This is a genomic window from Nonomuraea sp. NPDC048901 (assembly GCF_040649695.1).
In the GTDB taxonomy this organism is placed as follows: Bacteria; Actinomycetota; Actinomycetes; order Streptosporangiales; family Streptosporangiaceae; genus Nonomuraea.
Genome location: NZ_JBEZFW010000024.1, coordinates 1 through 23,771, shown reverse-complemented (window position 1 = coordinate 23,771; position 23,771 = coordinate 1). Strand labels below are relative to the sequence as shown.

The 23,771-nt window shown below is 68.4% G+C and carries 22 protein-coding genes; 11 read left to right on the top strand and 11 right to left on the bottom strand.

Features of this window, described 5'->3' with window-relative positions; translation table 11 throughout:
• Positions 1-47 precede the first annotated feature (47 nt).
• The gene (locus tag AB0C30_RS49985; RefSeq protein ID WP_357957729.1) at positions 48-1,019 is read left to right on the top strand and encodes a WYL domain-containing protein; all 972 of its coding nucleotides are present in this window, start codon (positions 48-50) and stop codon (positions 1,017-1,019) included.
• Here AB0C30_RS49985 and AB0C30_RS49980 read toward each other — a convergent pair.
• A complete protein-coding gene (locus tag AB0C30_RS49980; RefSeq protein WP_357957727.1) occupies positions 996-2,180 on the bottom strand; it encodes an erythromycin esterase family protein in 1,185 nt (394 codons plus the stop codon). The genes AB0C30_RS49985 and AB0C30_RS49980 overlap by 24 nt on opposite strands.
• A gap of 91 nt (positions 2,181-2,271) precedes the next feature.
• Here AB0C30_RS49980 and AB0C30_RS49975 point away from each other — a divergent pair, with 91 nt between their 5' ends.
• A complete protein-coding gene (locus AB0C30_RS49975) occupies positions 2,272-2,949 on the top strand; it encodes a TioE family transcriptional regulator (RefSeq protein WP_357957725.1) in 678 nt (225 codons plus the stop codon).
• Positions 2,950-2,957: 8 nt separating this feature from the next.
• Here AB0C30_RS49975 and AB0C30_RS49970 read toward each other — a convergent pair whose 3' ends face one another.
• Positions 2,958-3,563, bottom strand: coding sequence for a class I SAM-dependent methyltransferase (locus AB0C30_RS49970; protein ID WP_357957723.1), 606 nt, complete (start codon positions 3,561-3,563; stop codon positions 2,958-2,960).
• Between the two features lie 72 nt (positions 3,564-3,635).
• Between AB0C30_RS49970 and AB0C30_RS49965 the strand changes: the two genes are divergently transcribed.
• On the top strand, positions 3,636-4,100 hold the full coding sequence (locus AB0C30_RS49965) for a MerR family transcriptional regulator (protein WP_357957721.1): 465 nt from the start codon (positions 3,636-3,638) through the stop codon (positions 4,098-4,100).
• Here the strand turns inward: AB0C30_RS49965 and AB0C30_RS49960 are convergent.
• From AB0C30_RS49960 to AB0C30_RS49950, 3 genes are all read right to left on the bottom strand, one after another.
• On the bottom strand, positions 4,074-4,940 hold the full coding sequence (locus tag AB0C30_RS49960; RefSeq protein ID WP_357957719.1) for a hypothetical protein: 867 nt from the start codon (positions 4,938-4,940) through the stop codon (positions 4,074-4,076). The two genes, AB0C30_RS49965 and AB0C30_RS49960, sit on opposite strands and share 27 nt — an antisense overlap.
• A 250-nt stretch (positions 4,941-5,190) precedes the next feature.
• Positions 5,191-5,844: a permease-like cell division protein FtsX gene (locus AB0C30_RS49955; protein ID WP_357957717.1), complete on the bottom strand. Its 654-nt coding sequence runs from the start codon at positions 5,842-5,844 to the stop codon at positions 5,191-5,193.
• Positions 5,841-6,383, bottom strand: a complete 543-nt coding sequence (locus AB0C30_RS49950; protein ID WP_357957715.1) for a sigma-70 family RNA polymerase sigma factor — start codon at positions 6,381-6,383, stop codon at positions 5,841-5,843. The genes AB0C30_RS49955 and AB0C30_RS49950 overlap by 4 nt, the downstream gene beginning before the upstream one ends.
• Positions 6,384-6,553: 170 nt before the next feature.
• Here AB0C30_RS49950 and AB0C30_RS49945 point away from each other — a divergent pair, with 170 nt between their 5' ends.
• A complete protein-coding gene (locus AB0C30_RS49945; RefSeq protein ID WP_357957713.1) occupies positions 6,554-7,057 on the top strand; it encodes a hypothetical protein in 504 nt (167 codons plus the stop codon).
• 121 nt (positions 7,058-7,178) lie between these two features.
• Positions 7,179-8,315: a DUF418 domain-containing protein gene (locus tag AB0C30_RS49940; RefSeq protein WP_357957711.1), complete on the top strand. Its 1,137-nt coding sequence runs from the start codon at positions 7,179-7,181 to the stop codon at positions 8,313-8,315.
• Here the strand turns inward: AB0C30_RS49940 and AB0C30_RS49935 are convergent.
• From AB0C30_RS49935 to AB0C30_RS49920, 4 genes are read right to left on the bottom strand one after another with little or no spacing between them, the layout of a single operon-like run.
• Positions 8,290-9,213, bottom strand: a complete 924-nt coding sequence (locus tag AB0C30_RS49935) for an ABC transporter substrate-binding protein (RefSeq protein WP_357957709.1) — start codon at positions 9,211-9,213, stop codon at positions 8,290-8,292. The two genes, AB0C30_RS49940 and AB0C30_RS49935, sit on opposite strands and share 26 nt — an antisense overlap.
• A 22-nt stretch (positions 9,214-9,235) precedes the next feature.
• Complete coding sequence (locus AB0C30_RS49930; protein ID WP_357957707.1) at positions 9,236-9,898, bottom strand: ABC transporter permease; 663 nt, start codon at positions 9,896-9,898, stop codon at positions 9,236-9,238.
• On the bottom strand, positions 9,895-10,542 hold the full coding sequence (locus tag AB0C30_RS49925) for an ABC transporter permease (RefSeq protein ID WP_357957705.1): 648 nt from the start codon (positions 10,540-10,542) through the stop codon (positions 9,895-9,897). The genes AB0C30_RS49930 and AB0C30_RS49925 overlap by 4 nt, the downstream gene beginning before the upstream one ends.
• The gene (locus AB0C30_RS49920; protein WP_357957703.1) at positions 10,539-11,627 is read right to left on the bottom strand and encodes an ATP-binding cassette domain-containing protein; all 1,089 of its coding nucleotides are present in this window, start codon (positions 11,625-11,627) and stop codon (positions 10,539-10,541) included. The genes AB0C30_RS49925 and AB0C30_RS49920 overlap by 4 nt, the downstream gene beginning before the upstream one ends.
• A 122-nt stretch (positions 11,628-11,749) precedes the next feature.
• On the opposite strand from AB0C30_RS49920, the gene AB0C30_RS49915 reads away from it, so the two are divergent.
• The 6 genes from AB0C30_RS49915 (at position 11,750) to hutI (ending at position 19,818) form a co-directional block, all read left to right on the top strand.
• The gene (locus AB0C30_RS49915) at positions 11,750-13,243 is read left to right on the top strand and encodes an aromatic amino acid ammonia-lyase (RefSeq protein WP_357957701.1); all 1,494 of its coding nucleotides are present in this window, start codon (positions 11,750-11,752) and stop codon (positions 13,241-13,243) included.
• Between the two features lie 14 nt (positions 13,244-13,257).
• Positions 13,258-14,118, top strand: a complete 861-nt coding sequence (locus tag AB0C30_RS49910) for a MurR/RpiR family transcriptional regulator (protein WP_357957699.1) — start codon at positions 13,258-13,260, stop codon at positions 14,116-14,118.
• Between the two features lie 69 nt (positions 14,119-14,187).
• Positions 14,188-15,861 carry a urocanate hydratase gene (gene hutU, locus AB0C30_RS49905; protein ID WP_357957697.1) on the top strand — a complete coding sequence of 558 codons (1,674 nt, stop codon included), beginning with the start codon at positions 14,188-14,190 and terminating at the stop codon, positions 15,859-15,861.
• On the top strand, positions 15,861-17,075 hold the full coding sequence (locus tag AB0C30_RS49900) for an allantoate amidohydrolase (RefSeq protein ID WP_357957979.1): 1,215 nt from the start codon (positions 15,861-15,863) through the stop codon (positions 17,073-17,075). Before hutU ends, AB0C30_RS49900 begins: the two co-directional genes overlap by 1 nt.
• Positions 17,076-17,158: 83 nt before the next feature.
• Positions 17,159-18,520: a formimidoylglutamate deiminase gene (locus AB0C30_RS49895; protein ID WP_357957695.1), complete on the top strand. Its 1,362-nt coding sequence runs from the start codon at positions 17,159-17,161 to the stop codon at positions 18,518-18,520.
• A 125-nt stretch (positions 18,521-18,645) separates the two neighbouring features.
• Positions 18,646-19,818 (top strand): imidazolonepropionase, encoded by a 1,173-nt coding sequence (gene hutI, locus AB0C30_RS49890; RefSeq protein WP_357957693.1) that lies wholly within the window; start codon positions 18,646-18,648, stop codon positions 19,816-19,818.
• Positions 19,819-19,890: 72 nt separating this feature from the next.
• Here the strand turns inward: hutI and AB0C30_RS49885 are convergent, their stop codons facing one another.
• Both AB0C30_RS49885 and AB0C30_RS49880 read right to left on the bottom strand, forming a co-directional pair.
• Positions 19,891-20,172: a DoxX family protein gene (locus AB0C30_RS49885; RefSeq protein WP_357957691.1), complete on the bottom strand. Its 282-nt coding sequence runs from the start codon at positions 20,170-20,172 to the stop codon at positions 19,891-19,893.
• A gap of 227 nt (positions 20,173-20,399) precedes the next feature.
• Complete coding sequence (locus tag AB0C30_RS49880) at positions 20,400-23,342, bottom strand: ATP-dependent DNA helicase (RefSeq protein ID WP_357957689.1); 2,943 nt, start codon at positions 23,340-23,342, stop codon at positions 20,400-20,402.
• Positions 23,343-23,771 lie beyond the last annotated feature (429 nt).

Sequence of the window (23,771 nt, the reverse complement as noted above, 5' to 3'; positions counted from 1 at the left end):
ACGAGCTAGGACAGGAGCAGTCCTAGGAGTGCGGCAATCTGGAGAACATGTTGGAGACATCGGCCCGGTTGCTCAGACTGCTCTCGCTTCTCCAGACCCACCGGGAGCGGTCGGGCGTGGAGTTGGCCGAGCGGCTCGGCGTGACCGTGCGTACCGTCCGCCGTGACGTCGGGCGGCTGCGCGAGCTCGGCTATCCCGTGCACACCACCCCCGGCGCGCCCGGTTACCGGCTCGGCGCGGGTACGGACCTGCCGCCGCTGCTGTTGGACGACGAGGAGGCGGTGGCGGTCGCGGTGGGGCTGCGGACGGCGGCCGGGGGCTCGGTGTCAGGAATCGAGGAGACCTCCGTGCGGGCGCTGGCCAAGCTGGAGCGGGTGCTGCCGTCCCGGCTCCGGCATCACGTACACGCGCTGCAGTCGATGACCGTGCCGATGGGGCGGGCGGGTTCGGTGGTGGACCCGGCGGCCCTTACCGCGATCGCCGCCGCCTGCCGTGACCACGAGACGCTGCGGTTCGACTACCGGGCGCACGACGGGCAGGAGAGCGTTCGCGCCGCCGAGCCCTGTCGGCTCGTCCATTCGGGGCGGCACTGGTACCTGCTGGGGTGGGACACCGACCGGGCCGACTGGCGTACCTACCGGATCGACCGTCTGAGCCTGCGGACGCCGAACGGGCCGCGGTACGTCCCCCGCGACCCGCCCGACTCCGACGTGGCGGCCTACATGTCCCGGTCGATCTCCAGTGCGCCCTATCGGTACCAGGGCCGATTCAAGATGTACGCGCCGGCCGAGGTCGTCGCCGCGCACATGCCGGCCACGACGGGGACGATCGAGCCGATCGACGAGCGCTCTTGCATGCTGTCCAGCGGGGCGAACCACCTCGACGAACTCGCCGTCTGGGTCGCGCTCATGGACATCGACTTCGAGGTGCACGCGCCGCCCGAACTCGTCGACCGCGTCCGCGCCCTCTCCACCCGCCTCGCCACCGCCGCCGGCTCATCCCCTCTCGGGCCAGCCTGACAGCCTGACGGCCTGCTTGAGGAAGACGACGCCGTCGATCAGGTCGAGCTGGGCCGGGTCCAGCGGGAAATAGGCGAAATCTTGGGACACGCGCTGGATGGGCTTCGTGACGGCCTCGGCCAACTGGCGGGCGTCGATGAGCGAGTGGTCCCAGGGGAGCCCGGACAGGATGCCCTCGACGGTGTCCGGGGACGGGGTGTCCTCGCCGACCGTGCCGAAGGCCGAGGCCAGGAAGGCGTACTGGTCGCCCAGCTGCGTCCCGGTGATCGCCCCCGCGCTCCACCACTCCAGCGTCTGGTCGCCGAACGACATGAAGCTCTTGTGCCGCTGCAGGTGGAGGTTGGCGGAGAAGACCAGGGCCGGGCCGTGCTCGGCGATGGCCCGCAGGTTGTCGGCCATCATCGCGTCCCGCAGGGCCGACAGCCGGGTCCACCGCGCCGGGGACGCGTCGGCCATCCAGTAATGGAAGCGGAGCAGGCCGACGGCGGTGCGCCCGTACAGCTCCGCCAGCTCCCTGTCCTCCGCGCTCAGCCCCGGCGCCTGCGTGTCGAGCAGCGCCACCAGGTCGTCGGCGATCAGCCGCAACCGCTGGGCGTCGGCGGACTGGCCGATCGACAGGGACGGATCCATGGCCGTGGCCTCGTTCGACCACCGGTCGTCCGGGCCCAGCAGCGTGTCGAGGGTTTCCCTGGTCACTACGGCGCCGGGGAGCGGGCCGTCGAGGAGGTCATAGAGGCCGGTGAGTGCCTGGCGCGGGCTCGCCGCCCAATACTCCAGCGGGCCGTCGAAGCCGAAGAACCGGAGCTTTTCGTCGTGCTCCTCGTTGTATGTACGCATCCAGCGTACGAGCTCGCGGTTGGCCGGGGACGTGCCGAAGTTGTGGCTGAAGCCGCGCTCCATGACGTCGTCGAGCGTGCCCGTGCCCGTCGTGATGTAGTCGTTCACCACGAGGCCCATGAGGCAGTCGCTCTCGATGGCGAATGACCGGTAGCCCTCGTGCTCGACCAGATGCCGGAAGATCTCGTTGCGCGCCTCGCCCAACTCCTGCACGAAGTGCCGGGCCTCACCCAGACCGAGCAGCAGGGGCTTGGCGGGCAGCGTCCGGAGGAACGCCGAGATGCTCGCGCCGTCAAGCGGACGGGCGGTGTCCTTGATATCCATTCCTTAAACGGTATCGTTAAACTTTCGGTGTAAACTTTGCCCCGCAAATACCCCCTTCCACCGCGATGAGCCTTCAATCGGTGATGCATCTATGAGGCCAGTGGATCTGGCGCGCGAGCACGGCCTGTCCACCCAGGCGATCAGAAACTACGAGGACGCCGGCATCCTGCCCGCCGCCGAACGCACCGCCCACGGCTATCGCACCTATACGCCGCTGCACGCGCAAGCCCTACGCGCGTTCCTCGCCCTCGTGCCGGGCCACGGCCACCACACGGCCACGTCGATCATGCAGGCGGTCAACCGGGGTGCCACCGAGGACGCGCTGCGGCTCATCGACGAGAGCCACGGCCAGCTCCTCGACGACCGCCGCACCCTCCAGGCCGTCGAAGCCGCGCTCCGCGACCTGGCGCCGGTGCCGCAGGAGCGCGGCGACACGTTCATCGGCCCCCTGGCGGGCAGGCTCGGCATCCGCCCCGCCACTCTGCGCAAATGGGAGAACGCCGGGCTGATCCAGCCGCGCCGCGATCCGCAGACGGGTTACCGGATCTACAGCGCGGCCGACGTACGGGATGTCCGGCTGGCCCACCAGCTCAGGCGGGGCGGCTACCTGCTGGAGCAGATCGCCCCGCTGATCGCTCAGGTCCGCTCCGCCGGCGGCGTCGCCCCGCTGGAGTCGACCCTGCGCGACTGGCAGGCCCGCCTGTCCGCCCGGGGCCGCGCGATGCTCAAGGGCGCCGCCGACCTGGACGCGTACCTCCGCGCCCGCTGAGGTCGAGGTCATGGGTTGTTGGCGAGCACACAGGCGACGGGCGGATCGAGCTCAAGGGTCTCGACCCGGAGCTGGGTGAAGCCGGCCTGGGTGAGCAGGCCCTGGAGCTCTTGAGCGGCCCGGACCGTGGTGTCCCGGGTGGCACCGGGGCAGCGAGGCTGGCTGACGAGCGCGATGCGCCCTCCGGGCCGGAGCAGGCCGCGCAGCTCGCGAAGCCGCGCCACCGGGTCGGGCCAGAACCCCAGGGAATTGACGGCGAGGATGGCATCGAGCGGATCGCCGAAGCTCGGCAACCGCTCCACGGAGGCGCACGTGAGGTGCACGCGGCGGGCGCGGACGGCGGCGGCGTTGTGGCGGGTGGCCCGCCGGACCATGGCCTGCGAGTGGTCGACGCCGAAGACATGGCCCTGGGTGGCGCGGCCGGCGAACTCGGCGATGGCGACGCCGGGACCGAAACCGATCTCGAGCACCCGGTCGGTTGGCTGGACGTCCAGCAACCGCACCGCCCAGATATTGCGCTGCCGGTTGGAGGGGCGATGCGCGAACATCCAGCCGTTCGCCCACCCGACGATGCCCCGGGGGCGCTGGGCCTGACCCACCAAGTATTTGATCACGCGTTGCTTGAGAGATGTCCCTGTTGTCCGCATGATCGCCAGTCAACGGCTTCAAGTACGCTTGAAGTCAACATGGACGAGCAGCTGACGATCGGCGAGCTGGCTCACCGCACCGGTGTGGCCACCTCCGCGCTGCGCTACTGGGAGGACCTCGGCCTGCTACCGGCACCGGCCCGGGTCTCCGGCCAACGGCGTTATCCACCATCGGCGGTCAACCTGGTCGGTGTGGTGTTGCTGCTGCGAGGTGTCGGTTTCACGTTGCGGGAGGTCAAGGCGTTCGTCGCGGCTCGCTCGCCGGACGGCGACGGTTGGCGGGAGCTGTACGAACGCAAGCTCACCGAGCTGGATCAACGGATCGCCCAGGCTCAGGTGGCCCGCACGGCCATCGCCCATGGGTTGGCCTGCCCGCACGAGAACATCTTCGAGTGCGCCAACTTCACCAGCGGGGTCACGGCGCTCCTGGCGGGACATTCTGTCGAAGAGGCGCATTCGCAGATTCACCCTGGTACGTCAGGCGCCCGTAATGCTGAGCAGTGAGAACCGCTGATTGATGACGCGAGCCTTCCCACGAGACGGTGGTATGACGGCGAGATAGCTGCTCACACTATTGCGCTTGAGCCGCTTCTTGAAGGTCTTGCCGTGGCTCAGAGCAGCGGTTTCGCGATCAGGAAAGCTCGCCGTAAACGTGCTCCCGGACCGGGCGATGAAGCTGTCTCCCTGCAGGGCCCCGTACCAGATGAGGGCCCCGCCGGCAGAGGTCTTGAGCGCGAAGATTTCCGGTACGAGTTCCGGCTGGTAGCGCACATTCCACTGGCCGCCCAACCCTTTCCGCTCAGCCAGCACGAAATCGGCGACCTCGGTGGTGAACTTGCCCGGAGCGATCGTCTGCCGGGCACGCGGGTCGGCGCCCGCGGTGGCGATCATGCGTACATGCGACTGGGCCGCCTGCCGGGGCGAGAGCGCCAGAGTTCCGCGCTCGTCCGCTGGTAGCGCGGTGGCGAGTCCGTCGCGGTCCTTGGCTATGGCCGGCACCTTCATCGTCGAGTCCGTGAAGGAGGACGCGACCACGCGCCACCCCTGGGCCGTCTTCTGGAAGATGGCCTGCGTCCAGGACTTGTTCCCTTTCCGCGTGAATTCGGCCAGGAACCACGGCGCATTAGCGCCGCCGCTCCTGGGAATGGTGAAACGCGTCTTGCGTATCTCCATCGGATTAGTGCTGTGGTTGCCGATCATGCCGTTCAGGCGCTCGTCCGCCTTGGTCTGCTGTAGGGAGAGCCCCGCCTCCGCGGCCTCCCACCCTTTCCCCTGAAGTACGGCCTGGTCGGCCAGCTTCTCGTACCGGCCGAGAATGCCCTTGGCCTCAGCCGGGGTGACCACGCCTTGCTGGGCTGGAGTCGCGCGTGCCTGGCGTCCGCCGACTGCCCATGGGGGTTGCTGAGCGGATCCGCTCCCGCAGGCGGCGACACCAGAAAGGACTAAAATTGCAAGAACGGGAGCTGAATGGCGAATGTTCATCGCTGTCTCCGGATGTCGATTGCCACGATGTACGTGGCGCATATCGACCCGGGTTCAGACAATTGCCAGACATTCTCGTTATAGATCGCGCTGAATTTTCAGCTGATGCGGGTCACCGCCCCTTGCCGGGGAAGGAGCACTGCTCAGCTCTTCCCAGGATCTTCTTGACGTACCCCCAGAAATTGGCGTTGTCGAGGACGCAAGCCTGGTCGACGCTCATGGACACACCGGGCAGTTCACTCGCGGCCTTGGCCACGGCCGAAAGGTCGGCACCCGCCCTGATCCGGGCACGGAAGGACTCGGGCATGTCGGTGAGGGCTGTCGACTTCAGGAGCAGGGGTCTGTCCTTGTACGCCTGACGGAAGCTGTCCCAGGCCTGCTGTTGGTCCTCAAAGCCGACGGTTTCCACGTCCGGCAGGGCCTCCAGCGCCAGCTGGAGATTCTTCCGTTCTGTCGTGGTGATCTCGCCGCCCGCGCAACTCGAGCTGTCGTTGCAGAGGAAGACCGCGACCTCGGGCCCTCCAGATGACACCGTGCTGCTCTGTGACATAGCGACGATGCTTTCCTGCGGTTCCAGCGAGGGGGCGGTGAGCTCTACTGCGGCGAAGGCTGCCACTGCGACGGTCAGAGTGACGGCGGCGACTCTGATCATGCCCTTCCTGGAGCCGCGGCTGGGCCGTGGGGCGGGGAATGGACGTTGGTCGTCGCGGACGATCTCCGCGCGAGCCGTCATGGCGTCGCGGAGTCGCTCTTCAATGCTGCTCATGCGTTGTCTCCCAACTCGTGAAGGAGCCTGGCCCGGGCTCGGGCGGTCATGGACCTGACGGTGCTCTGCCTGACGCGCATGGCCTCGGCGATCTCGGCGTCGGACAGGTCGAGGTAGAAGCGCAGCACCAGGGCCTCTCGCTGGCGGCGCGGCAGGCGGGCCAGCGCGAGCAGCACCTCCCGCCGCGACTCCCCGATCAGCGCGGCGGTCTCCGCCGAGTCGGCCAGGCCCGCGACCGGCTCGACCCGTCGCAGCGCGAGCGCCCGGCGGCGAAGGACCGATCGGGAACCATTGAGCACGCACGTCCTGACATAAGCGATCGTCGTGACTCCCGGCCGCCACCTGCCATGAAGCCGGGCGAACACGTCCTGCACCACGTCTTCGGCCGTCTCCTGGTCGCCGAGAAGCAGCACCGCGAGCCGGACAAGACCGAGCCGATGCTGGCGATAGAAGGCGACCAGCTCAGCGTCAGGGGATGCGGCCGGCGGAGCGGACACCTTCGATGCCGGCTCCCCCAGCCGCAAGATTTCGCTGTCCATGGTCTATGAACGCGCACCTCTAGGATCCGCTGCTTCTCGGCGTCGGAAATAATCCGGACGACGCGATGGCCGTCTCCGTTTCCGATGATCCTGGGCAGGCCCGCGCCAAGTCTGTACATCCCGGGCCCGTCGATCGGCTGATCGGCTGGGCGTCCAAGGACACTGCTGGCATGGACGGGCGTGAGGCGAGTGCGGCGGCGGAGCGGGCGGAGTTCGGGGGTGCCGTGTACGGCTCGCTGCTGGCGGCTTCCGTGGTCGCCGGCTCCGCCGCGGAGGGCGGACCGCCGTCCCCGCCGGAGCTCGTGACGCTCCTGGTGTGTACGGGGGTGGTGTTCTGGATCACCCATGTCTACGTCCAGGTCGTGAGCTCCGGATACCCCGCCAAGCCCCTCACCTGGGCGAACCTGCGCACGGTCGCCAGGCGTGAATGGCCGCTGGCCCAAGCCTCGTTCCCGCCGTCGATCGCCGCGGCCATGGCCTCGGGGCTGGGCATGTCCAACGCGGTCGCGGCTTGGGCGGCGCTGTGTGTCGCGGTGGCGAGCCAGGTCACCTGGGCTGTGACGGCCGCGGTCAAGATCGGCTCTTCCAGAAGGGTCGTCGTCATCTCCGGAATCGCCAACCTCGCCCTCGGCCTGGCCATCGTCGCGCTCAAGACCGTAGTGGCGGGCCACTGACGCCAGGACAGGCTCGCCGGGGAACGTGACCAAAGACTGTAGGTCGTACATCGATGGATGTACGACCGTTTTCGCCTGGTGGGACGAGATCGGCGGGGTTTCGCGCGGCGAGCCTTGAAGCATGACGAGACGGATAGACGCACTGGACGTGTTACGTGGTGTGGCGATCATGGGCACGCTCGGGACGAACATTTGGATCTTCACCAATCCCGGCGGCCCGGCGGAGCTGATGGGACTTGGCGGCGACATCGGCGTGGCGGAGTCGTTCCTGCGGTTCCTGTCCAACGGGAAGTTCCTCGGCCTGCTGACCCTGCTGTTCGGCATCGGCCTCGAACTGCAGTACCGCAGCGCGGTACGCAAAGGGCGAACCTGGCCGGGCAGGTACCTCTGGCGCGCGGCCCTGCTGTTGGCCGAGGGCGCGCTGCACTACATCCTGATCTTCGAGTTCGACGTGCTGATGGGCTACGCGATCACCTCCATGATCGTCGCGTACCTGATCGGCAGGAGCGATCGCACGGTGCGGATCTGGATGATCACCGCGGGCACTGTGCTCGTCTCTCTGGTGGGCCTTCTGACGATGGGCTTGCTGGCCTCGGGCGACGATGCCTTCACCAGCACCGCCACCACCCTCTACAGCCAGGGCGGCTGGAGCGACCAGGTCGCCTCTCGCCTCCAGCAGTTCGCCTTCTACCGTTCGGAACTGGTCTTCATCATCCCCCTGGGCGTGGTGCTGTTCCTGCTCGGCTCACGGCTGCTGCGCGCCGGCGTCTTCGATGAACGCGGTGCGGGCCTGCGCAGGAAGCTGACCGTCATCGGACTCGGGGTCGCCGCGCCGCTGAACCTGCTCACCTCCTTCGCGGGGCCCGCCTGGTTCGCCGTCGACCGCTACATCCTGGCGCCGCTGGTCGCCCTGGGCCTGCTGGGGCTGATCAGCTCGATCCTCCTCGGCATGAGCGGCTCGCCCGGCTTGGTCCGCAGGGCCGTCTCGAACGTCGGACGTACGGCGCTGTCCTGCTACGTCTTCCAGAACCTGGCCGCCAGCGCGCTCTGCTACGGCTGGGGCCTGGGCTTGGCCGCCGAGCTTGATTGGCTGCGCCCCTGGTGGGTGCCCGTGGCGTGGGCTGGGATCTGCCTGCTGTTCGTCATGCTGGCCGCGCTGTGGCTGCGCCGGTTCCAGCGCGGGCCGCTTGAGCTGGCCTGGCAGTGGGCTTACCAGGCGCCTTGGGCGGGGATCAGCTCGACAAGCCGTGGGACTTGACCCACTCGGTGGCGACCTCGTCCGGGTCCTTGTGGTCGTTGTCCACGAGCGAGTCGAGCTTGCTCAGCTCCTCGGTGGTCAGTGCGGTGTTCAGCTTGGCCAGAGCGGTTTTGACCGTGTCGGTGGCCTTGTCGGTGCGGATCAGCGGGACGATGCGCTGGGCCGGGATGAGGTGCTTCGGGTCGGCCAGTACGACCCAGCCGTTCTTCGCGATGTCCACGTCGGTGCTGAAGAGGTTCCCCAGTTGGACGTCGCCGCTCTTCAAGGCTCCCTTGACCAGCGGTCCGCTGGCGTCGAGGGACTTGAACTCCTTGAACTCGACACCGTAGACCTCCTTGAGCCCGACCACGCCGACCTGGCGGGTCTTGTCCTCCGGGGGTCCGCCGAAGACCAGCTTGCCGTTGTGCTTGGCCAGGTCGGCGAGGGTGCTGAGGCCGTACTTGGCCGCGGTCTCCTTGGTGACGGTGAAGACGTCCGCGTCCTCGGCGGCCGCGGGCGGCAGGACCGTCAGTCCTTTCGGCAGCTTGGCGGTGAGCGCCTGCTGCAGGGCGTCGGAGTCGCTCGCGGTGGCCTTGGGGTCGAAGTGCAGCAGGAGGTTGCCCTGGTATTCGGGCAGCAGGTCGATGTCGCCGTTCTGCAGCGCGGGCACGACGATCTCCCGCGAGCCGAGGTTGGGCTTGACCGTCGTCTTCACGCCCGCGGCTTCGAGGACGTCGGCGTAGAGGTAGCCGAGGATCTGGTTCTCGGAGAAGTTGGCCGTACCGATCACGACCGTGGAGTCCCCAGACGCCGCGGCGGGCGGCGGCGTGTTCAGGCTGGTCGTGCCTCCGCCGCAGGCGGCGAGCACGGGGAGTACGGCGAGCGCGAGCGCGCCCGCGACCAAGTTCCGGCGATTCATGAAGTCTCCATCAGAGCGATGATCAAGTAAGGCGGTGGCGGAAGAGAACGCGGTGGATTCCGGCGAGGATGAGGTCCACGGCCACGGCGAGGACCGCGACGAGGACGGCGCCGCCCAGGACCTGGGTGAGGTCGCGCTGGGCGAGGCCGTCGAAGATGTACCGGCCGAGACCGCCGAAACTGACATAGGCCGCGATGGTCGCGGTCGCGATGACCTGTACGGTCGCCAGCCGCAGCCCTGTCATGATCAGCGGAGCGGCGAGGGGGATCTCCACCCGCCACAAGGACTGAAGCCCGGTCATCCCCATTCCGCGGGCGGCGTCTTTGGTGTCCGCCTCGACCGCGGCCATGCCCGCGTAAGTGTTGGTCACGATCGCCGGGATGGCCAGTGCGACCAGGGAGATGTACACGGGGGTCATGCTCAGGCCGCTGACCAGGAAGACCAGGGTGACGATGCCCACGGTCGGGAGGGCACGACCGAAGCCCGACAGGTTGATGGCGAGGAACGCGCCCCGCCCGGTGTGGCCGATGAACAACCCGATGGGCAGGGCGATCAGCGCGGCGACGAGAGTGGAGAGCAGGGAGTACTCCACGTGCTCGAACAGCCGCTGGGCGATGCCCTCCGGACCGGCCCACTGGCCGGCGGAGGTCAGCCAGGCGGCCAGCTGGGCGAGGAGATCCATCATGCGCGCGCTCCCTTGCGGATCCAGGGGGTGCAGAGCCATTGCACAACGACGAGCACCGCGTCGGCGGCCAGCGCGAGCAGCAGCGTGAGGACCACTCCGGCGAGCACGGGGGTGGGGAAACTGCGCTGGAAGCCATCGGTGAACAGCTGGCCGATGCCGCCGTACCCGATGTAGCTGGCCACGCTGACCAGGGAGATGGTCATGACGCTGGCCACCCTGACCCCGGCCATGATCACCGGTAGGGCGAGCGGGAACTCGACTTTCACCAGCGTGCCCAGACTGCCCCTGCCCATGGCGAGGGAGGCCTCCCGGACCTTGGCGGGCACGCTGTCGAGCCCTTCGACGGTGTTACGGAGCAGGACGACCAGGGTGTACACGGTCAGCCCGGCGATCGCGGTCGTCCTGGTCAGTCCCGTAATAGGCAGCAGCAGGACGAACAGGGCCAGCGACGGGACCGTGAACATGATGTTGGAGATGCCGAGCAGCAGCCCGCGGAGCGGACGGACCCGGTGGGCGACCACGGCGAGCGGCAGCGCGATCAGCAGGCCGAGCAGCACGGCCGGGACCGCCGTCGCCAGGTGGTCCAGCGTGAGCGACAGCAGGTCGTCGGTGTGTGTGGTGAGCCAGCCCCATTCGATGGTCATGCGAGGCTCCGCTGATGGGCGTGCACGACGTCGTCTCGGGAAGCCCCGACCAGCACGCCCGCCGCGTCCACCCGTACCGCCATCCCGGTGGGAGAGGAGACGGTCTCGTTGAGCGCCGAGAGCAGCGAGTCGGAATCGGTCAGGCCGCGTACCGGGGTGAGGGTCGCCTGCCCGATCGAATCGGACCCGTCGAGCGCGTGGACGTCCAGCCAGCCCGCGGGTTTGCCATCGGGGGAGACCGCGAGCAGCCAGCGCCCTGTCGCCTCCGCGCGCGCCTGTGCTGCCGTGTCAGTGGTACGTACCGCCGCGATCGGCTCGTACGGCACATCCTGCAGCGAGATGAGAGAGAGCAGCTTCAGCCCGCGTTCCGCGCCGAGGAACCCGGCGACGAAGTCGTCGGCCGGTCGGGCGAGCAGTTCGGCAGGTGGGGCGAACTGGACCATGTGCCCGCCGGTGCGGAAGATCGCGATGCGGTCGCCGAGCCGGACGGCTTCGTCGATGTCGTGGGTGACGAAGACGATGGTCTTACGTAGCTCGGCCTGCAGCCGGATCAGCTCGTCCTGGAGCAGGGTCCGGACCACCGGGTCGACCGCCCCGAACGGCTCGTCCATGAGCAGGACGGGCGGGTCGGCGGCCAGCGCGCGGGCGACGCCCACGCGCTGTTGCTGGCCGCCGGAGAGCTGATGGGGATAGCGTTTGCCGGACTCGGCGGCCAGGCCGACGACCTCGAGAAGCTCGGCGGCCCTGGCGCGGGCCTTGCGCCGGCCCCAGCCGAGCAGCGTCGGCACGGTGGCGATGTTGTCCAGGACCGTACGGTGCGGGAACAGGCCCGCCTGCTGGATGACGTACCCGATGCCGCGCCGCAACTGAGCCGCGGGCAGCTCCCGTACGTCGCGCCCGCCCAGGCTGACCGTGCCAGAGGTGGGATCGACCAGCCGGTTGATCATCCGGAGCGTGGTGGTCTTGCCGCAGCCGGAGGAGCCGACGAGCACCGTGATGCCCCCTTCGAGGAACTCCACGGAGAGGTCGTCCACGGCTGTCGTGCCGTTGGCGAACCTCTTTGTGACTGACTCGAATCGGATCATGGGCACCACCCTTGCCGGTATGCATGTATTCATGCAGACTCATGCACGAATGAAGATGTGTCAATAGTCGGTTTTGTGCAGGTGAAAGGGAGTTGAACGCCGTGGCGTCTCGAATCGTAGGCGTGGCCGTCCCACAGATCGAGCTCGACGGACATGGTCTCGACAGTGAGACGGTCGCGCTGCTCTCCGACGGCGTGGCCTGCGTGGAGGTGCCCCTGTCCGCCTACGACAAGGTCGAACGGTCGTGGCACAGGGCGGGCGACCTCGTCGCCACCGGGCGCGTCTATGGGCGCAGCACCGGCGTCGGCGCCAACCGCACCCTGGATGTCGATCCCGCCGACTTCGACCTGCACGGCCTGCGCCTGCTGCGCAGCCACGCGGGCGGGATAGGGGCACTGCTGCCAGCGAGGCAGGTCCGGGCGATGATGATCGTCCGGCTCAACCAGCTCCTGCTGGGAAACGCCGGTCTCCGTCCCGAGGTGGTACGCGGGCTCGCCGTGGCGCTCAAGGCCGGAGTGCACCCACCGGTGAACGAGTACGGCGCGGTCGGCACCGGTGATCTGGCCGCGCTGTCCCAGCTCGGATTGGCCCTCGCCGGAGAGCACCCCTGGCACGGCGGTCCCACCCCGCCACCTCCAATCAGCCTCGAAACCGGCGACGCACTGGCCCTGATCAGCAGCAACGCCCTCACCCTGGGACAGGCGGCGCTGGCCCGCCACAGCCTGGACCGCCTGCTCAGAGCCGCCCATGTGGTGGCCGCGCTCTCCCTGCTGGCCGTCGACGGCTCACTGGAGGCTTTCGCCGAGCCGGTGCACGCCGCGCGCCCGCATCCGGGCAACATCCGGGTCGCCGCCGAGGTCCGCCGGCTCGTCGGCGCGCCGGATCGGCCCGCGCCACCGACCGGCCGCATCCAGGACCCGTACGCCTTCCGCTGCTTCCCTCAGATCCACGGGCCGGCCTTGGAAGCCTCCGACGCGCTGGAACGGGTGCTGGCCATCGAGCTCAACGCGGGCGCGGAGAACCCCCTGATCAGCGCGGACGGCCCGGACGGCGGGCCGGCCTCGTACCATCACGGGGGTTTCTTCTCGGCTCACGTGGCGCTCGCGCTGGACCAGCTGTCTCTCGCGCTCCTGCCGACGGCGCGGTTGTCCGCGGCGCGGCTGGCGGCCCTGAACGAGCCGGGCATCACGGGGCTGCGGCCGTTCCTCGCCGGTGGGGCGTCGGCCGGCTCCGGGGTGCTCATCCTCGAATACAGCGCGAACGCCGCCCTCGCCGAGCTGCGGAACGCGGCGACTCCGGCCTCGTCCGGGCATGCCGTACTGTCACGGAGCGTGGAGGAGGCCGCGAGCTTCGCCTCGCAGGCCGCCCGCCAGGTCCTGCGGGCCGTCGAGACGTACCGGCTGGTGCTCGGCTGCGAGCTCGTCGCCGCCGTCCGCGCTCTGCGCCAGCTTGACCCGAACGGCGTGCGGCAGGCGGCCTGGGAGGACCGGTCCTTGCCGGTAGGTCGCGCGTACGCGCTGGTGGACGACAATCTTGACCTATCGATGGAGGACCGGCCGCTCACGGCGGACGTCTCGGCGGCTGCCGGTCTCCTCGACGCACTGGCTGATCTGTAGACCCCTGGAGAGTCATGAACACGGACGATGTCGCGCCGGAGGCCCGCTTGCTGCGGCTGTTCGAGGGGCATCGGCTGACCCCCGCCCAGCGGCGGATCGCGCATTGCCTGGTGCAGCACGCCGGGCAGGCGGCCTTCCTGTCCAGCGTGGAGATCGCCGAGCTGGCGGGGGTGAGCCAGCCGTCGGTGACCCGGTTCGCGATGACCCTCGGGTACGACGGCTACCCCGCGCTGCGCAAGCAGATCCGCGAGCTCGGTCTGCCCGACTCGGCGGGCCGGGGCGAGACGGGCGAAGGCACGCCCCTGAGCGAGACCCAGCGGGCGGTACGCACCGAGATCGCCAACCTTCAGCATCTGGCCGACTCGCTGTCGGACATGACGGCGATCGTCAAGGCCGCCCGGCTGCTGGCGCCCTCCCGGCCGCTGCTCGTGCTCGGCCTGCGCGCGGCCGCGGCGCAGGCCGCGGGCTGGGCCTACTTCGCCGCCAAGGTCCACCCCGACGTACGCCTGCTCAACGAGGGCGGTTCCATGCTCGCCGACCGCATCGAACAGGCGGCCGACGCCGGGGCGAGCGCTTTGCTCTGCTTCGCCCTGCCCCGCCACCCCGCCGAGCTGACGGAGGCTCTGTCGGCGGCCAAGAAGGTGGGGCTGAGCGTGGTGACCATCGCCGACAACGCCTTCGCGCCCTCGGCCGACCTCGCCGACGTGCTGCTGCCCGTGCCGGTCGGCACGGAACTGGTCTTCGATACGGCATGCGCGCCCATGATGCTCGGCCGGGTCCTGCTGGAGACCATGGTCGACGAGATCCCGGGCGCGCAGGCCCGCCTGGAGGCGTTCGAGCAATCGGCGGCATCGCGCGGCTTGTTCACGGATTAGCTATTGACTGAATCTATTCATTCTAGATAGATATGAATGAATAGATGCTCAGAGGGGGAGGTCAGGAACATGGACCAGATCAGCGGTCCGCGCCCGGTTCGGGCTCCGCGTGGCACGACGCTCAACACCCAGGGGTGGCAACAGGAGGCTGCCCTGCGGATGCTCATGAATAACCTCGACCCCGAGGTCGCCGAGCATCCCGACAAGCTCGTCGTGTACGGCGGCACCGGCAAGGCGGCCCGTGACTGGCGCTCCTACGACGCGATCGTCCGCACGCTCGGCACATTGAAGGCCGACGAGACGCTGCTGGTGCAGTCGGGCCGCCCGGTGGGCGTGATGAGCACGCACGAATGGGCGCCGCGGGTCCTCATCGCCAACTCCAACCTGGTCGGCGACTGGGCCACGTGGCCGGAGTTCCGGCGGCTGGAGCAGCTCGGGCTGACCATGTACGGGCAGATGACGGCCGGTTCCTGGATCTACATCGGCACCCAGGGGATCCTCCAGGGCACGTACGAGACGTTCTCGGCTGTGGCCGCGAAGAAGTTCGGCGGCTCGCTGGCCGGGACGATCACTCTGACCGCCGGGCTGGGCGGCATGGGCGGCGCCCAGCCGCTGGCCGTCACCATGAACGGTGGGGTGGCCATCTGCGTCGACTGTGACCCGCGTTCTGTGGACCGGCGTATCGAGCACCGGTACCTCGATGTCAAGGCTTCGTCGCTGGATGAGGCGCTGCGGCTGGCCTACGAGGCGCGGGACGCGCGTCGGCCGCTGTCCATCGGGGTGGTCGCGAACGCGGCGGAGGCTGTGCCGGAGCTGCTGGCGCGTGGCGCAGAGATCGACATCGTCACGGACCAGACGTCGGCTCACGATCCGCTGATGTACCTCCCGATCGGCGTGGCGTTCGAGGACATGGCCGCCGAGGCGGACAAGGACCCGGTGGGGTTCACCGAGCGCGCCCGGCACTCGATGGCCCGGCACGTGGAGGCGATGGTCGGCTTCCAGGACGCCGGGGCCGAGGTGTTCGACTACGGCAACTCGATCCGGGGTGAGGCCCAGTTGGCCGGGTATGGTCGCGCGTTTGATTTTCCCGGCTTCGTCCCCGCCTACATCCGGCCGCTGTTCAGCGAGGGCAAGGGCCCGTTCCGCTGGGCGGCGCTGTCGGGCGACGCCCAGGACATCGCCAAGACGGACCAGGCGATCCTGGACCTGTTCCCGGAGAACGAGTCGCTGGCCCGGTGGATCCGGCTGGCGGGGGAGCGGGTTCACTTCCAGGGCCTGCCCGCGCGTATCTGCTGGCTTGGGTACGGCGAGCGGGACAAGGCCGGTGACCGGTTCAACGACATGGTGGCCCGTGGTGAGATCTCCGCTCCGCTGGCCATCGGCCGTGACCACCTCGACTGCGGCAGCGTCGCCTCGCCGTACCGGGAGACCGAGGCCATGCTCGACGGCTCCGACGCCATCGCCGACTGGCCGCTGCTGAACGCCATGGTGAATGTGGCTTCCGGTGCGTCTTGGGTGTCCATCCACCACGGTGGGGGCGTTGGCATCGGCCGGTCCATTCACGCTGGGCAGGTCACGGTTGCCGACGGCACCGCTCTGGCTGGGGAGAAGATCCGTCGGGTGCTCACCAACGATCCGGGTATGGGCGTTATTCGGCATGTCGACGCCGGCTACGACCGGGCCAACGAGGTCGCTCAGGAGCGCGGTGTGCGGATCCCGATGCGTGAGGGCGACTCGGCGTGATCGATCAGGTCGAGGAAAATTTTCGGGGGATGTGGCGGGAGCTCCTGCCGGTCGGCCGATATGACGCGACCGGCGGGTATCGCCGCCATGCCTGGACTGCGGCCGACGGCGAGTGCCGGGCCTGGTTCAGGGAGCAGGCTCTCAAAAGGGGGTTGACGTACGAGGTCGACAGGAACGGCAACCAGTGGGCTTGGTACGGCGATCCTGCGGCGGGGGACGCCATCGTCACGGGCTCCCATCTGGACTCGGTGCCTGATGGGGGTGCGTATGACGGGCCGCTTGGTGTGGTGTCGGCTTTTGCGGCCCTGGACGCGCTTCGGGATCGGGGCGTGCTGCCGGATCGGGGTGTGCTGCCGGATCGGGGCACCGCTGGTGGGCGCCCGTTCGCGATCGTCAACTTCGGCGACGAGGAGGGTGCCAGGTTCGGTGTGGCCTGCGTCGGGTCCCGGTTGATGGCGGGGGTCCTGGACCCGGATCACGCTCGGGCTCTCAGAGACCAGGACGGCGTCCTGCTTGGCGACGCGATGGAGCGCGGGGGGCACGATCCCGCCATGATCGGCCGCGATGACGAGCGGCTCGCGCGCATCGCCGCGTACGTCGAACTCCACGTCGAGCAGGGCAGGAATCTGGGAGACGCGCCGGTCGGCGTCGCGTCGGCGATCTGGCCGCATGGCCGCTGGCGCTTCGACTTCCACGGAGAGGCCAACCACGCGGGCACCACCCGCCTGGAGGACCGCCGCGACCCGATGCTGGCCTACGCCGCCACGGTCCTGAACGCCCGCGAGCAGGCCAGGTTGGCTGGTGCGCTCGCCACCTTCGGGAAGATCTCCGTCGAGCCCAACGGCACCAACGCCATCGCCTCCCGGGTGACGGCCTGGCTGGACTCGCGTGCCGCCGACTCCGCCACTCTCGACAGGCTGGTGAAAGAGATCATTCAGCAGTCGGAGGCGGAGGTCACGCGCGAATCGTATACGCCGGTGGTCGCCTTCGACCGGCCGCTCAGGGACCGGCTGGCCGGGCGGCTTGGCGGGGTTCCCGTCTTGCCGACCGGGGCGGGGCATGACGCGGGCATTCTCGCCTCTGCCATTCCCACGGCCATGCTTTTCGTACGGAACCCGACCGGGGTCTCGCACTCTCCGGCGGAACACGCTGAGGAGGTCGACTGCCTCGCTGGCGTGGCCGCTTTGGTCGCCGTCCTGGAGGATCTGCTGTGAACGGCCGATTCTGGGCAAGGTACGCGTGGACGGGCGCGCTGGGATCCGGCGCGCTGGGATCCGTTGGGTTGGAGCCCGGTGCGATGGAGTCCGATGCGTTGAAGTCGGGCGTGCTGGAGTCCGGCGTCCTCATTGACGTTTCGGCGGGCCGTATCGTCTCCCTTCAAGCGGGCAGCGCTCCTCCCGGCGACGCCGTCGTCCTGGACGGTCTGGTCATCCCCGGGCTGGCCAACGCCCATTCGCACGCCTTCCATCGGGCGTTGCGCGGGGCCACGCAGCTCGGCGGCGGCACCTTCTGGACCTGGCGCGAGACCATGTACCGGGTCGCGGCGCGCCTCACCCCCGACGAGTACCTGGAGCTGGCGCGGGCGGTCTATGCCGAGATGGCCCTCGCGGGGATCACCTGCGTCGGCGAGTTCCACTACCTTCATCACGCTCCCGGAGGCGTCGCCTACGACGACCCGAACGCGATGGGAGAGGCGCTCATCGAGGCGGCCGCCCAGGCCGGCATCCGGATCACCCTGCTCGACACCTGCTACCTCTCGTCGGGGTTCGGCGCGCCACCGGACGAGACCCAGCTCAGATTCAGCGACGGCTCAGGGGAGGCGTGGGCCGAGCGGGTCAGCGGGTTGAAGGAGCGCGATCACGCCCGCATCGGCGTGGCCGTCCACTCGGTCCGAGCCGTTCCCGCCGACCAGCTCGAGGTGGTCGGCGCCTGGGCGGCGCAGCGGAACGCCCCGATCCATGCGCATGTGTCCGAGCAGCCCGCCGAGAATGAGGGCTGCCTGGCGGCGTACGGCGTCACGCCCACGCGCCTGCTCGCCGACCACGGGCTGCTCGGGCCGCGTACCACCGCTGTGCACGCCACACACCTGACCCCGCAGGACATCGCGCTGCTCGGTGGCTCCACGACCACAGTGTGCATGTGCCCCACGACCGAACGCGATCTCGCCGACGGCATTGGACCCGCTCGCGAAGTGCAGACCGCGGGCTCGCCGTTGTCGCTCGGCAGCGACAGCCAGGCCGTCATCGACCTGTTCGAGGAGGCTCGGGCCATGGAGCTGAACGAGCGGTTGCGTACGCGTCGCCGCGGCCACTGGACGGCGGACGCGCTCCTGCGGGCCGCCACCGCCGACGGCTACGCGTCCCTGGGCTGGCCGGAGGCGGGCAGGCTGGAGGTGGGCGCGCTCGCCGACCTCGTCACGATCTCCCTCGACTCGGTCCGGACCGCGTCGTCCCTCGGCTCCGTCCGGACCGCGTCTCTCGACTCCGTCCGGGCCCCAGGCCCGCCGCACGGTATGGAGACCGCCGTCTTCGCGGCCACCTCCGCCGACGTCAGCGACGTCGTCGCGGGCGGCCGAGTGATCGTACGGCGCGGCGTCCACCAGCTCGTTCCCGACGTCGCGGGCGCGCTGCGGCAGGCTCTCGCGCGGTTGGCAGCATGAGCGGGCACGTTGCGGCGGGCTCCCGCGCGGTTGGCGGTATGAGCGGGCACGTCGTGGCGGGCTCTCGCGCGGTTGGCGGCATGACTCGCACGGCTGCAGAAGGCTCGCACACGGTTGGCGGCACGATGGAGAGCCTCCTGATCACCGGGATCTCCACGCTGGTCACCAACGACCCGGTGCTGGGAGCGGGCCCGCTCGGGCTCATCACAGACGCCGCCGTCGTCGTCTCTGGCGAGGAGATCGCCTGGGTGGGGCCGGCCTCGCGGGCTCCGGCGGCGGATCGGATGTACGACGCCGGCGGCCGGGCCCTGCTCCCCGGTTTCGTCGACTCCCATGCCCACCTGGTCTTCGCGGGGGACCGAACGGCCGAGTTCGACGCACGGATGCGCGGCCTGCCCTACACCGCAGGCGGCATCCGTACGACGGTGGCGGCCACCCGCGCGGCGAGTGACGCGGAGCTGTCGGCGGGAGTGGGCCGCCTGGTGGGCGAGGCACTGCGGCAGGGCACCACGGTCATCGAATGCAAATCAGGCTACGGCCTCACCGTCGAGGACGAGGCACGCCTGCTGCGCATCGCCGCGGAGCACACAGACGAGGTGACCTACCTCGGCGCACACGTCGTACCGGCCGAGCAAGACCCCGATGCATACGTGGAGCTGGTGACGGGGGCAATGCTGGACGCCTGCGCTCCCCACGCCCGCTGGGTGGACGTCTTCTGCGAGCGAGGCGCGTTCGACGGCGACCAGGCGCGGGCCGTACTGGAGAGCGGCATCAAGCGCGGCCTCGTGCCCAGAATCCATGCCAACCAGCTCACCCATGGACCAGGCGTCCAACTCGCCGTCGAGCTGAACGCCGCCTCCGCCGACCACTGCACCCACCTCACCGACGCGGATGTGGACGCCCTGGCCTCCGGGACCACGGTCGCTACCCTGCTGCCGGGGGCGGAGTTCTCCACGAGAGCCCCTTACCCGGATGCCCGCCGCCTCCTGGACGCGGGGGTGTCGGTGGCGCTGTCGACCGACTGCAATCCCGGTTCCAGCTTCACCACCAGCATGCCGTTCTGTGTGGCCCTGGCGGTTCGGGAGATGGGCATGACTCCTGACGAGGCGGTCTGGGCGGCGACGCTGGGTGGGGCACGGGCGCTGCGGCGGGACGACGTGGGGCGGATAGTCGTGGGCGCACGCGCCGACCTGGTGCTGCTGGACGCTCCCTCTCACGTTCACCTGGCCTATCGACCCGGGGTCCCGCTCATCTCCGCTGTCTGGCAGCGCGGCATTGGCCCAGCTCAACTGCCTTGACGAATTGACAGGTTTCCCGCCGGAGCTCGTGACTCCGGGCGGTAGCCCCTTCTGGTTCGTGTTTGGCTATCGTCACGGCGTCAGTAGCAGCATCGTCGTGGCGGTCCTGGAGAGTATTGCCAGGAGCACGGGAGCCGCGGCGTGTGAGCGGTGGCGCCGATGGGCGAAGTCGCAGGCGCGCGCGTGATATCCGATCGCGCCGATCAGCAGCAGCGTAAGACCGGCCGCCGCCGCTACGGCGATCGGCCTCCACAGGAGGCCGGTCACCAGCCCCAGGGCACCGGCGATCTCCAGGACGCCGATGGTCCGGGTCATCGCTGAGCCGACGCCGAGTCGCACCAGGTTGGCGGTCACTTGCGGGGGCACTACCTCGGGCGCGATTGACCGAACACGCGCGGATGTCTGCCCGCTTGAGTGCTGACTGGACTCCCAATGCGCAAGGCCGCTCGGCGGTACGCGCATCCCCTGGAAACTGTCGCCAAGCATCCGGCGAGGGTCATCATCCGATGTGCAGTTGTGGCCCGGAGCAAGGACCTAAGCCTCGGGCCACACGAGCATATGGTCAGTGGTTCGGGTCGACCTTAGAGAAGGCGGTCACGTGGCGGAGCCGCTCCCCTCGGGCCGTCTGGCAGATGCAGCTTCGGCGGCTCGTTCTCGGTCGCGAAGGGCTGCACTTTTTGGGGGCAGATCTGGGCGAAGTCGCAGCCGCTGCACTTCTTCGCGGAAGGTCGCTGGGGGAAATCGCTGTGGACGATGCGGTCCACCGCCCACTCCACGTTGGCGACTGCCGCGTCGATTGCGTCGGGATCGACGGGGACTTGAACGCGCTGGCCATCCTTGAGGAGGTGAACGGCGCCGGTGCGCGCGTTCGCGCCGTGGACCAGCTCGGCTCCTCGCGCATACAGCTGCACCTGAAGAGCGAGGTCCTCCCATTCGAGATTGGGGTTGCTCGTCGGTTCCGGGCCTCCCTCCATGGTCTTGAAGTCGATCACGAACGCTTCCTGGATATTCTCGGCATCGTCGAGCCTGAGAAGCAGGTCGATGGCTCCAGAGATGACGGCTCCCTTTACGGGGATCTCGAACGGAAGCTCGATCTGTCGCTTGTGTTCGAAATCCTTCGCATACTCGTTGGCGTAGTCGGAGACGATGTTCGAGGCCTTCTGTCGCGCCCGCTCGTAGGCACCTGGACGGTTGACCGGGTCGGAGCTGGGCGCCACGTGCTTGAGGTGGAACAGCTCTTCGGCGATCGTTCGAGCCTCGTCCGGAGTCGGGGCGTTGCCGTTGTGGACTTGGTGCAACTTGCCCACGGCAGCATGTACGGCCCGACCGAATCCGAATAGCTCGGGGATGGGCGGCGAGAAGCCATTTACCACGCTCAGCCTGTAGGCGTGGGGACAGCGCATGAAAATGCGGATTTGCGAGTAACTCGTCGGAAGGACGGACTCGTCACCCCGCCGGCGGGGCGTAGACGGGGGTGGTGCCACGGGCGGTGGCGCACCCGGATCCAAGAGGTCCCGACGGATCTCCGCATGAGTGAGCCGCGCAGCGTAGGGTGAGACTTTCGCGAGTCGTTTTCCGCCGGGCAGCTGCGCCGCCCCCGTGACGTACAGGTAGCGCTCGGCGCGAGTGATCGCGGTGTAGAAGAGGCGAGCCTGATCGGGACTGCTGGTCTGATACGAGCCGTTGTCGAGTGCCTGCTGGATGAGGGGTGCGGGAATCCACCCGTCGTAGCTGCGGCGCTTTCGGGGGAAGCGTTGGGCCTCCACGTCGACCACTAGGACAACAGGAAACTCCAGGCCCTTTGCCCGGTGTACCGTCGACACGGTGACTGCGTCCGGTCTACTCATGATCTGGTTGTCCGTCTCGTAGCCGTCGCCAGCCACGTTTCCCAGGAAATTGAGCAGCTCGCCGAACCTCGTTTTGCCGTCCATGGAGACGTACACCGTCTCCACATCCTGGAGAATACGGCTGAAGGTACCCAGGTCCGCCATAACCCCGTCGTCGAAGCCGCTGTCGGCAACGTTGAGCCCCTGAAGGAGGTCGTGCAAGAGCTGCTGGGGGAAGAGCCGCTGCCGGGAAAGACCCGGTCCGACCGGGGCGTGAATGCGCCGACCCCAGTCGGCGAACACGTGCCGAACACGGCCGAGATCGGCGAAAGGGAAGGCAGGCAGCAGTTCCGATTGGAAGAGCTGGTCGACCTCATTGCGATCGGGGGAACGTTCCCGGAGCAGTTGGAAGGCGCTGTGCACCGCAGCCGCCTGGGCACGGTCAAACAGTTGACCCCCTGCGTTCAGGGCGTAGACGATGCCGCGCGCCTCCAGGGCTCGGACGTAAGCGGTGTGACGCTTGGTCCTGTCGTTCTCGGGCTGTCCAGTCGACTGCATGAGGATCGCGAAGTCCGCGGGGGTGAGTCCTCGCACGGTTCCGTCGGGTTCCTCGTACTCCGCGCCGAGCAGTTCCTGGATGCGGTCGGCGACGAATTCGGCTTCTGTGTGCCGATCGGGGAACTGCTGAACAGCGAATTCTCGGGGGCTGCGATCGAGGTAGGCCTTCAAGACCTTCGGCAGGCGCCCGGCGCCCAGTTCCTGGGCGGCGAAGTCACCGGCCGCCTCCACGATCGCAGAGGTGGACCGGAAGTTGGTGAGCAGCTTGTGTACCGACGCGCGCGGGTAGCGCTTGTCGAACTCCAGGATGTTGGTGACATCAGCCCCACGCCAGCCGTAGATCGCCTGGTCGTCGTCTCCGACGGCGAACAGCGTCTCGGAGTTCTGGTGCATTAGGCCGATGAGGCGCTCCTGGACCACGTTTACGTCCTGGTACTCGTCCACTAGGACATGCCGCAGCGGGGTCAGGGCCTGGACGGCATCTGGGTCGTTCGCTTCGAGCGCTTCGACGACCAACCTCTGCATCAAGGAGAAGTCGATGAAGCGGTCCTGCTCCATGTGTGACCGAAGCCGTTCCAACGCGGTCCCGAGGTCCGGGCGCTCGGCGGCCACCTCCGCAGGGTCCAACAGCTCGTCGTTCATCATCTGCCAGGCGCCGCCGAGCTTCTTGATGGCCTCGAAGTAGCCGCGCCGCTTGCCCTCTTTTGTGGGGTAGGCATCGCGTAAGGCATTGATCCCCAATTTCGGATAGCGCGAGATCAGATAGAGCTGGAACTGCATCTCGTCCAAGACGTCGAACTGCCGATACCCCGCGTCCATGTCGCCCAGCACCCGTCGGCACCAGGCGTGGATGGTTCCGATGTACATTCCGCCGACTATGAGCGGATCCATTCCGCACTGCTCGAGAGCTGCGGCTACCCGGACCTTGATCTGTTCGCCCGCCTTCTCCGTGAAGGTGAAGGCGACGATCGACTCAGGAGCCGCCCCAGAGGCGATCTGGTGTGCTACCCGGCCAGCCAGCGTCCGTGATTTACCCGATCCCGCACCCGCGAGTGCCAGTACTTCTCTCTCCGGCGCCACCGCCGCCGCATACTGCTCCGGCGTCAGCCACCCCTTCAGTGCTTCCCCCCCAGCAACCATGTGGCATTCCTCCCTCGATGCACCTGCTGTTGTTGTCTCGTCACAGAGTGCCAGGCGCGTATGACAATTCGCAGAGGGATGCACCAAGCTCGTTGACTGGCCGAAGCGCGTTTTCCCGGTTGTGTGCCAAGCGTGGGCCGAGAAAGTTGGCAAAGGTGCTTCCTGTCATCTATGGGGCATTTGTGGGCCAGTGCGGCAGGTGAACAAAGATCAGCTGAGTAGTCGCTGGTCAGGCGCCCTGCGAGGGTGAAATGTTTACCCTCGCAGGAGTCGGGGGGCGTAGGCCTGAATTCTGCAGGAGGCTCATTCTTGTCCAGCGGTTTCGACGGCTGACCAGTGAACCTTTTTCATCCCCAGGCGGCAGGGGTGCTGGTCACAGCATGATCGCGAGCTTGGTGTTCGCCTGACGACGTAAGAAACCCCTGGTAG

Coding starts and splice junctions, on each gene's coding strand:
- AB0C30_RS49985 (WP_357957729.1), top strand. CDS start 48: ATGTTGGAGACATCGGCCCGGTTGCTCAGACTGCTCTCGCTTCTCCAG.
- AB0C30_RS49980 (WP_357957727.1), bottom strand. CDS start 2,180: ATGGATATCAAGGACACCGCCCGTCCGCTTGACGGCGCGAGCATCTCG.
- AB0C30_RS49975 (WP_357957725.1), top strand. CDS start 2,272: ATGAGGCCAGTGGATCTGGCGCGCGAGCACGGCCTGTCCACCCAGGCG.
- AB0C30_RS49965 (WP_357957721.1), top strand. CDS start 3,636: ATGGACGAGCAGCTGACGATCGGCGAGCTGGCTCACCGCACCGGTGTG.
- AB0C30_RS49955 (WP_357957717.1), bottom strand. CDS start 5,844: ATGAGCAGCATTGAAGAGCGACTCCGCGACGCCATGACGGCTCGCGCG.
- AB0C30_RS49950 (WP_357957715.1), bottom strand. CDS start 6,383: ATGGACAGCGAAATCTTGCGGCTGGGGGAGCCGGCATCGAAGGTGTCC.
- AB0C30_RS49945 (WP_357957713.1), top strand. CDS start 6,554: ATGGACGGGCGTGAGGCGAGTGCGGCGGCGGAGCGGGCGGAGTTCGGG.
- AB0C30_RS49940 (WP_357957711.1), top strand. CDS start 7,179: ATGACGAGACGGATAGACGCACTGGACGTGTTACGTGGTGTGGCGATC.
- AB0C30_RS49935 (WP_357957709.1), bottom strand. CDS start 9,213: ATGAATCGCCGGAACTTGGTCGCGGGCGCGCTCGCGCTCGCCGTACTC.
- AB0C30_RS49930 (WP_357957707.1), bottom strand. CDS start 9,898: ATGATGGATCTCCTCGCCCAGCTGGCCGCCTGGCTGACCTCCGCCGGC.
- AB0C30_RS49925 (WP_357957705.1), bottom strand. CDS start 10,542: ATGACCATCGAATGGGGCTGGCTCACCACACACACCGACGACCTGCTG.
- AB0C30_RS49920 (WP_357957703.1), bottom strand. CDS start 11,627: ATGATCCGATTCGAGTCAGTCACAAAGAGGTTCGCCAACGGCACGACA.
- AB0C30_RS49910 (WP_357957699.1), top strand. CDS start 13,258: ATGAACACGGACGATGTCGCGCCGGAGGCCCGCTTGCTGCGGCTGTTC.
- hutU (WP_357957697.1), top strand. CDS start 14,188: ATGGACCAGATCAGCGGTCCGCGCCCGGTTCGGGCTCCGCGTGGCACG.
- AB0C30_RS49895 (WP_357957695.1), top strand. CDS start 17,159: ATGGAGTCCGATGCGTTGAAGTCGGGCGTGCTGGAGTCCGGCGTCCTC.
- hutI (WP_357957693.1), top strand. CDS start 18,646: ATGGAGAGCCTCCTGATCACCGGGATCTCCACGCTGGTCACCAACGAC.
- AB0C30_RS49880 (WP_357957689.1), bottom strand. CDS start 23,342: ATGGTTGCTGGGGGGGAAGCACTGAAGGGGTGGCTGACGCCGGAGCAG.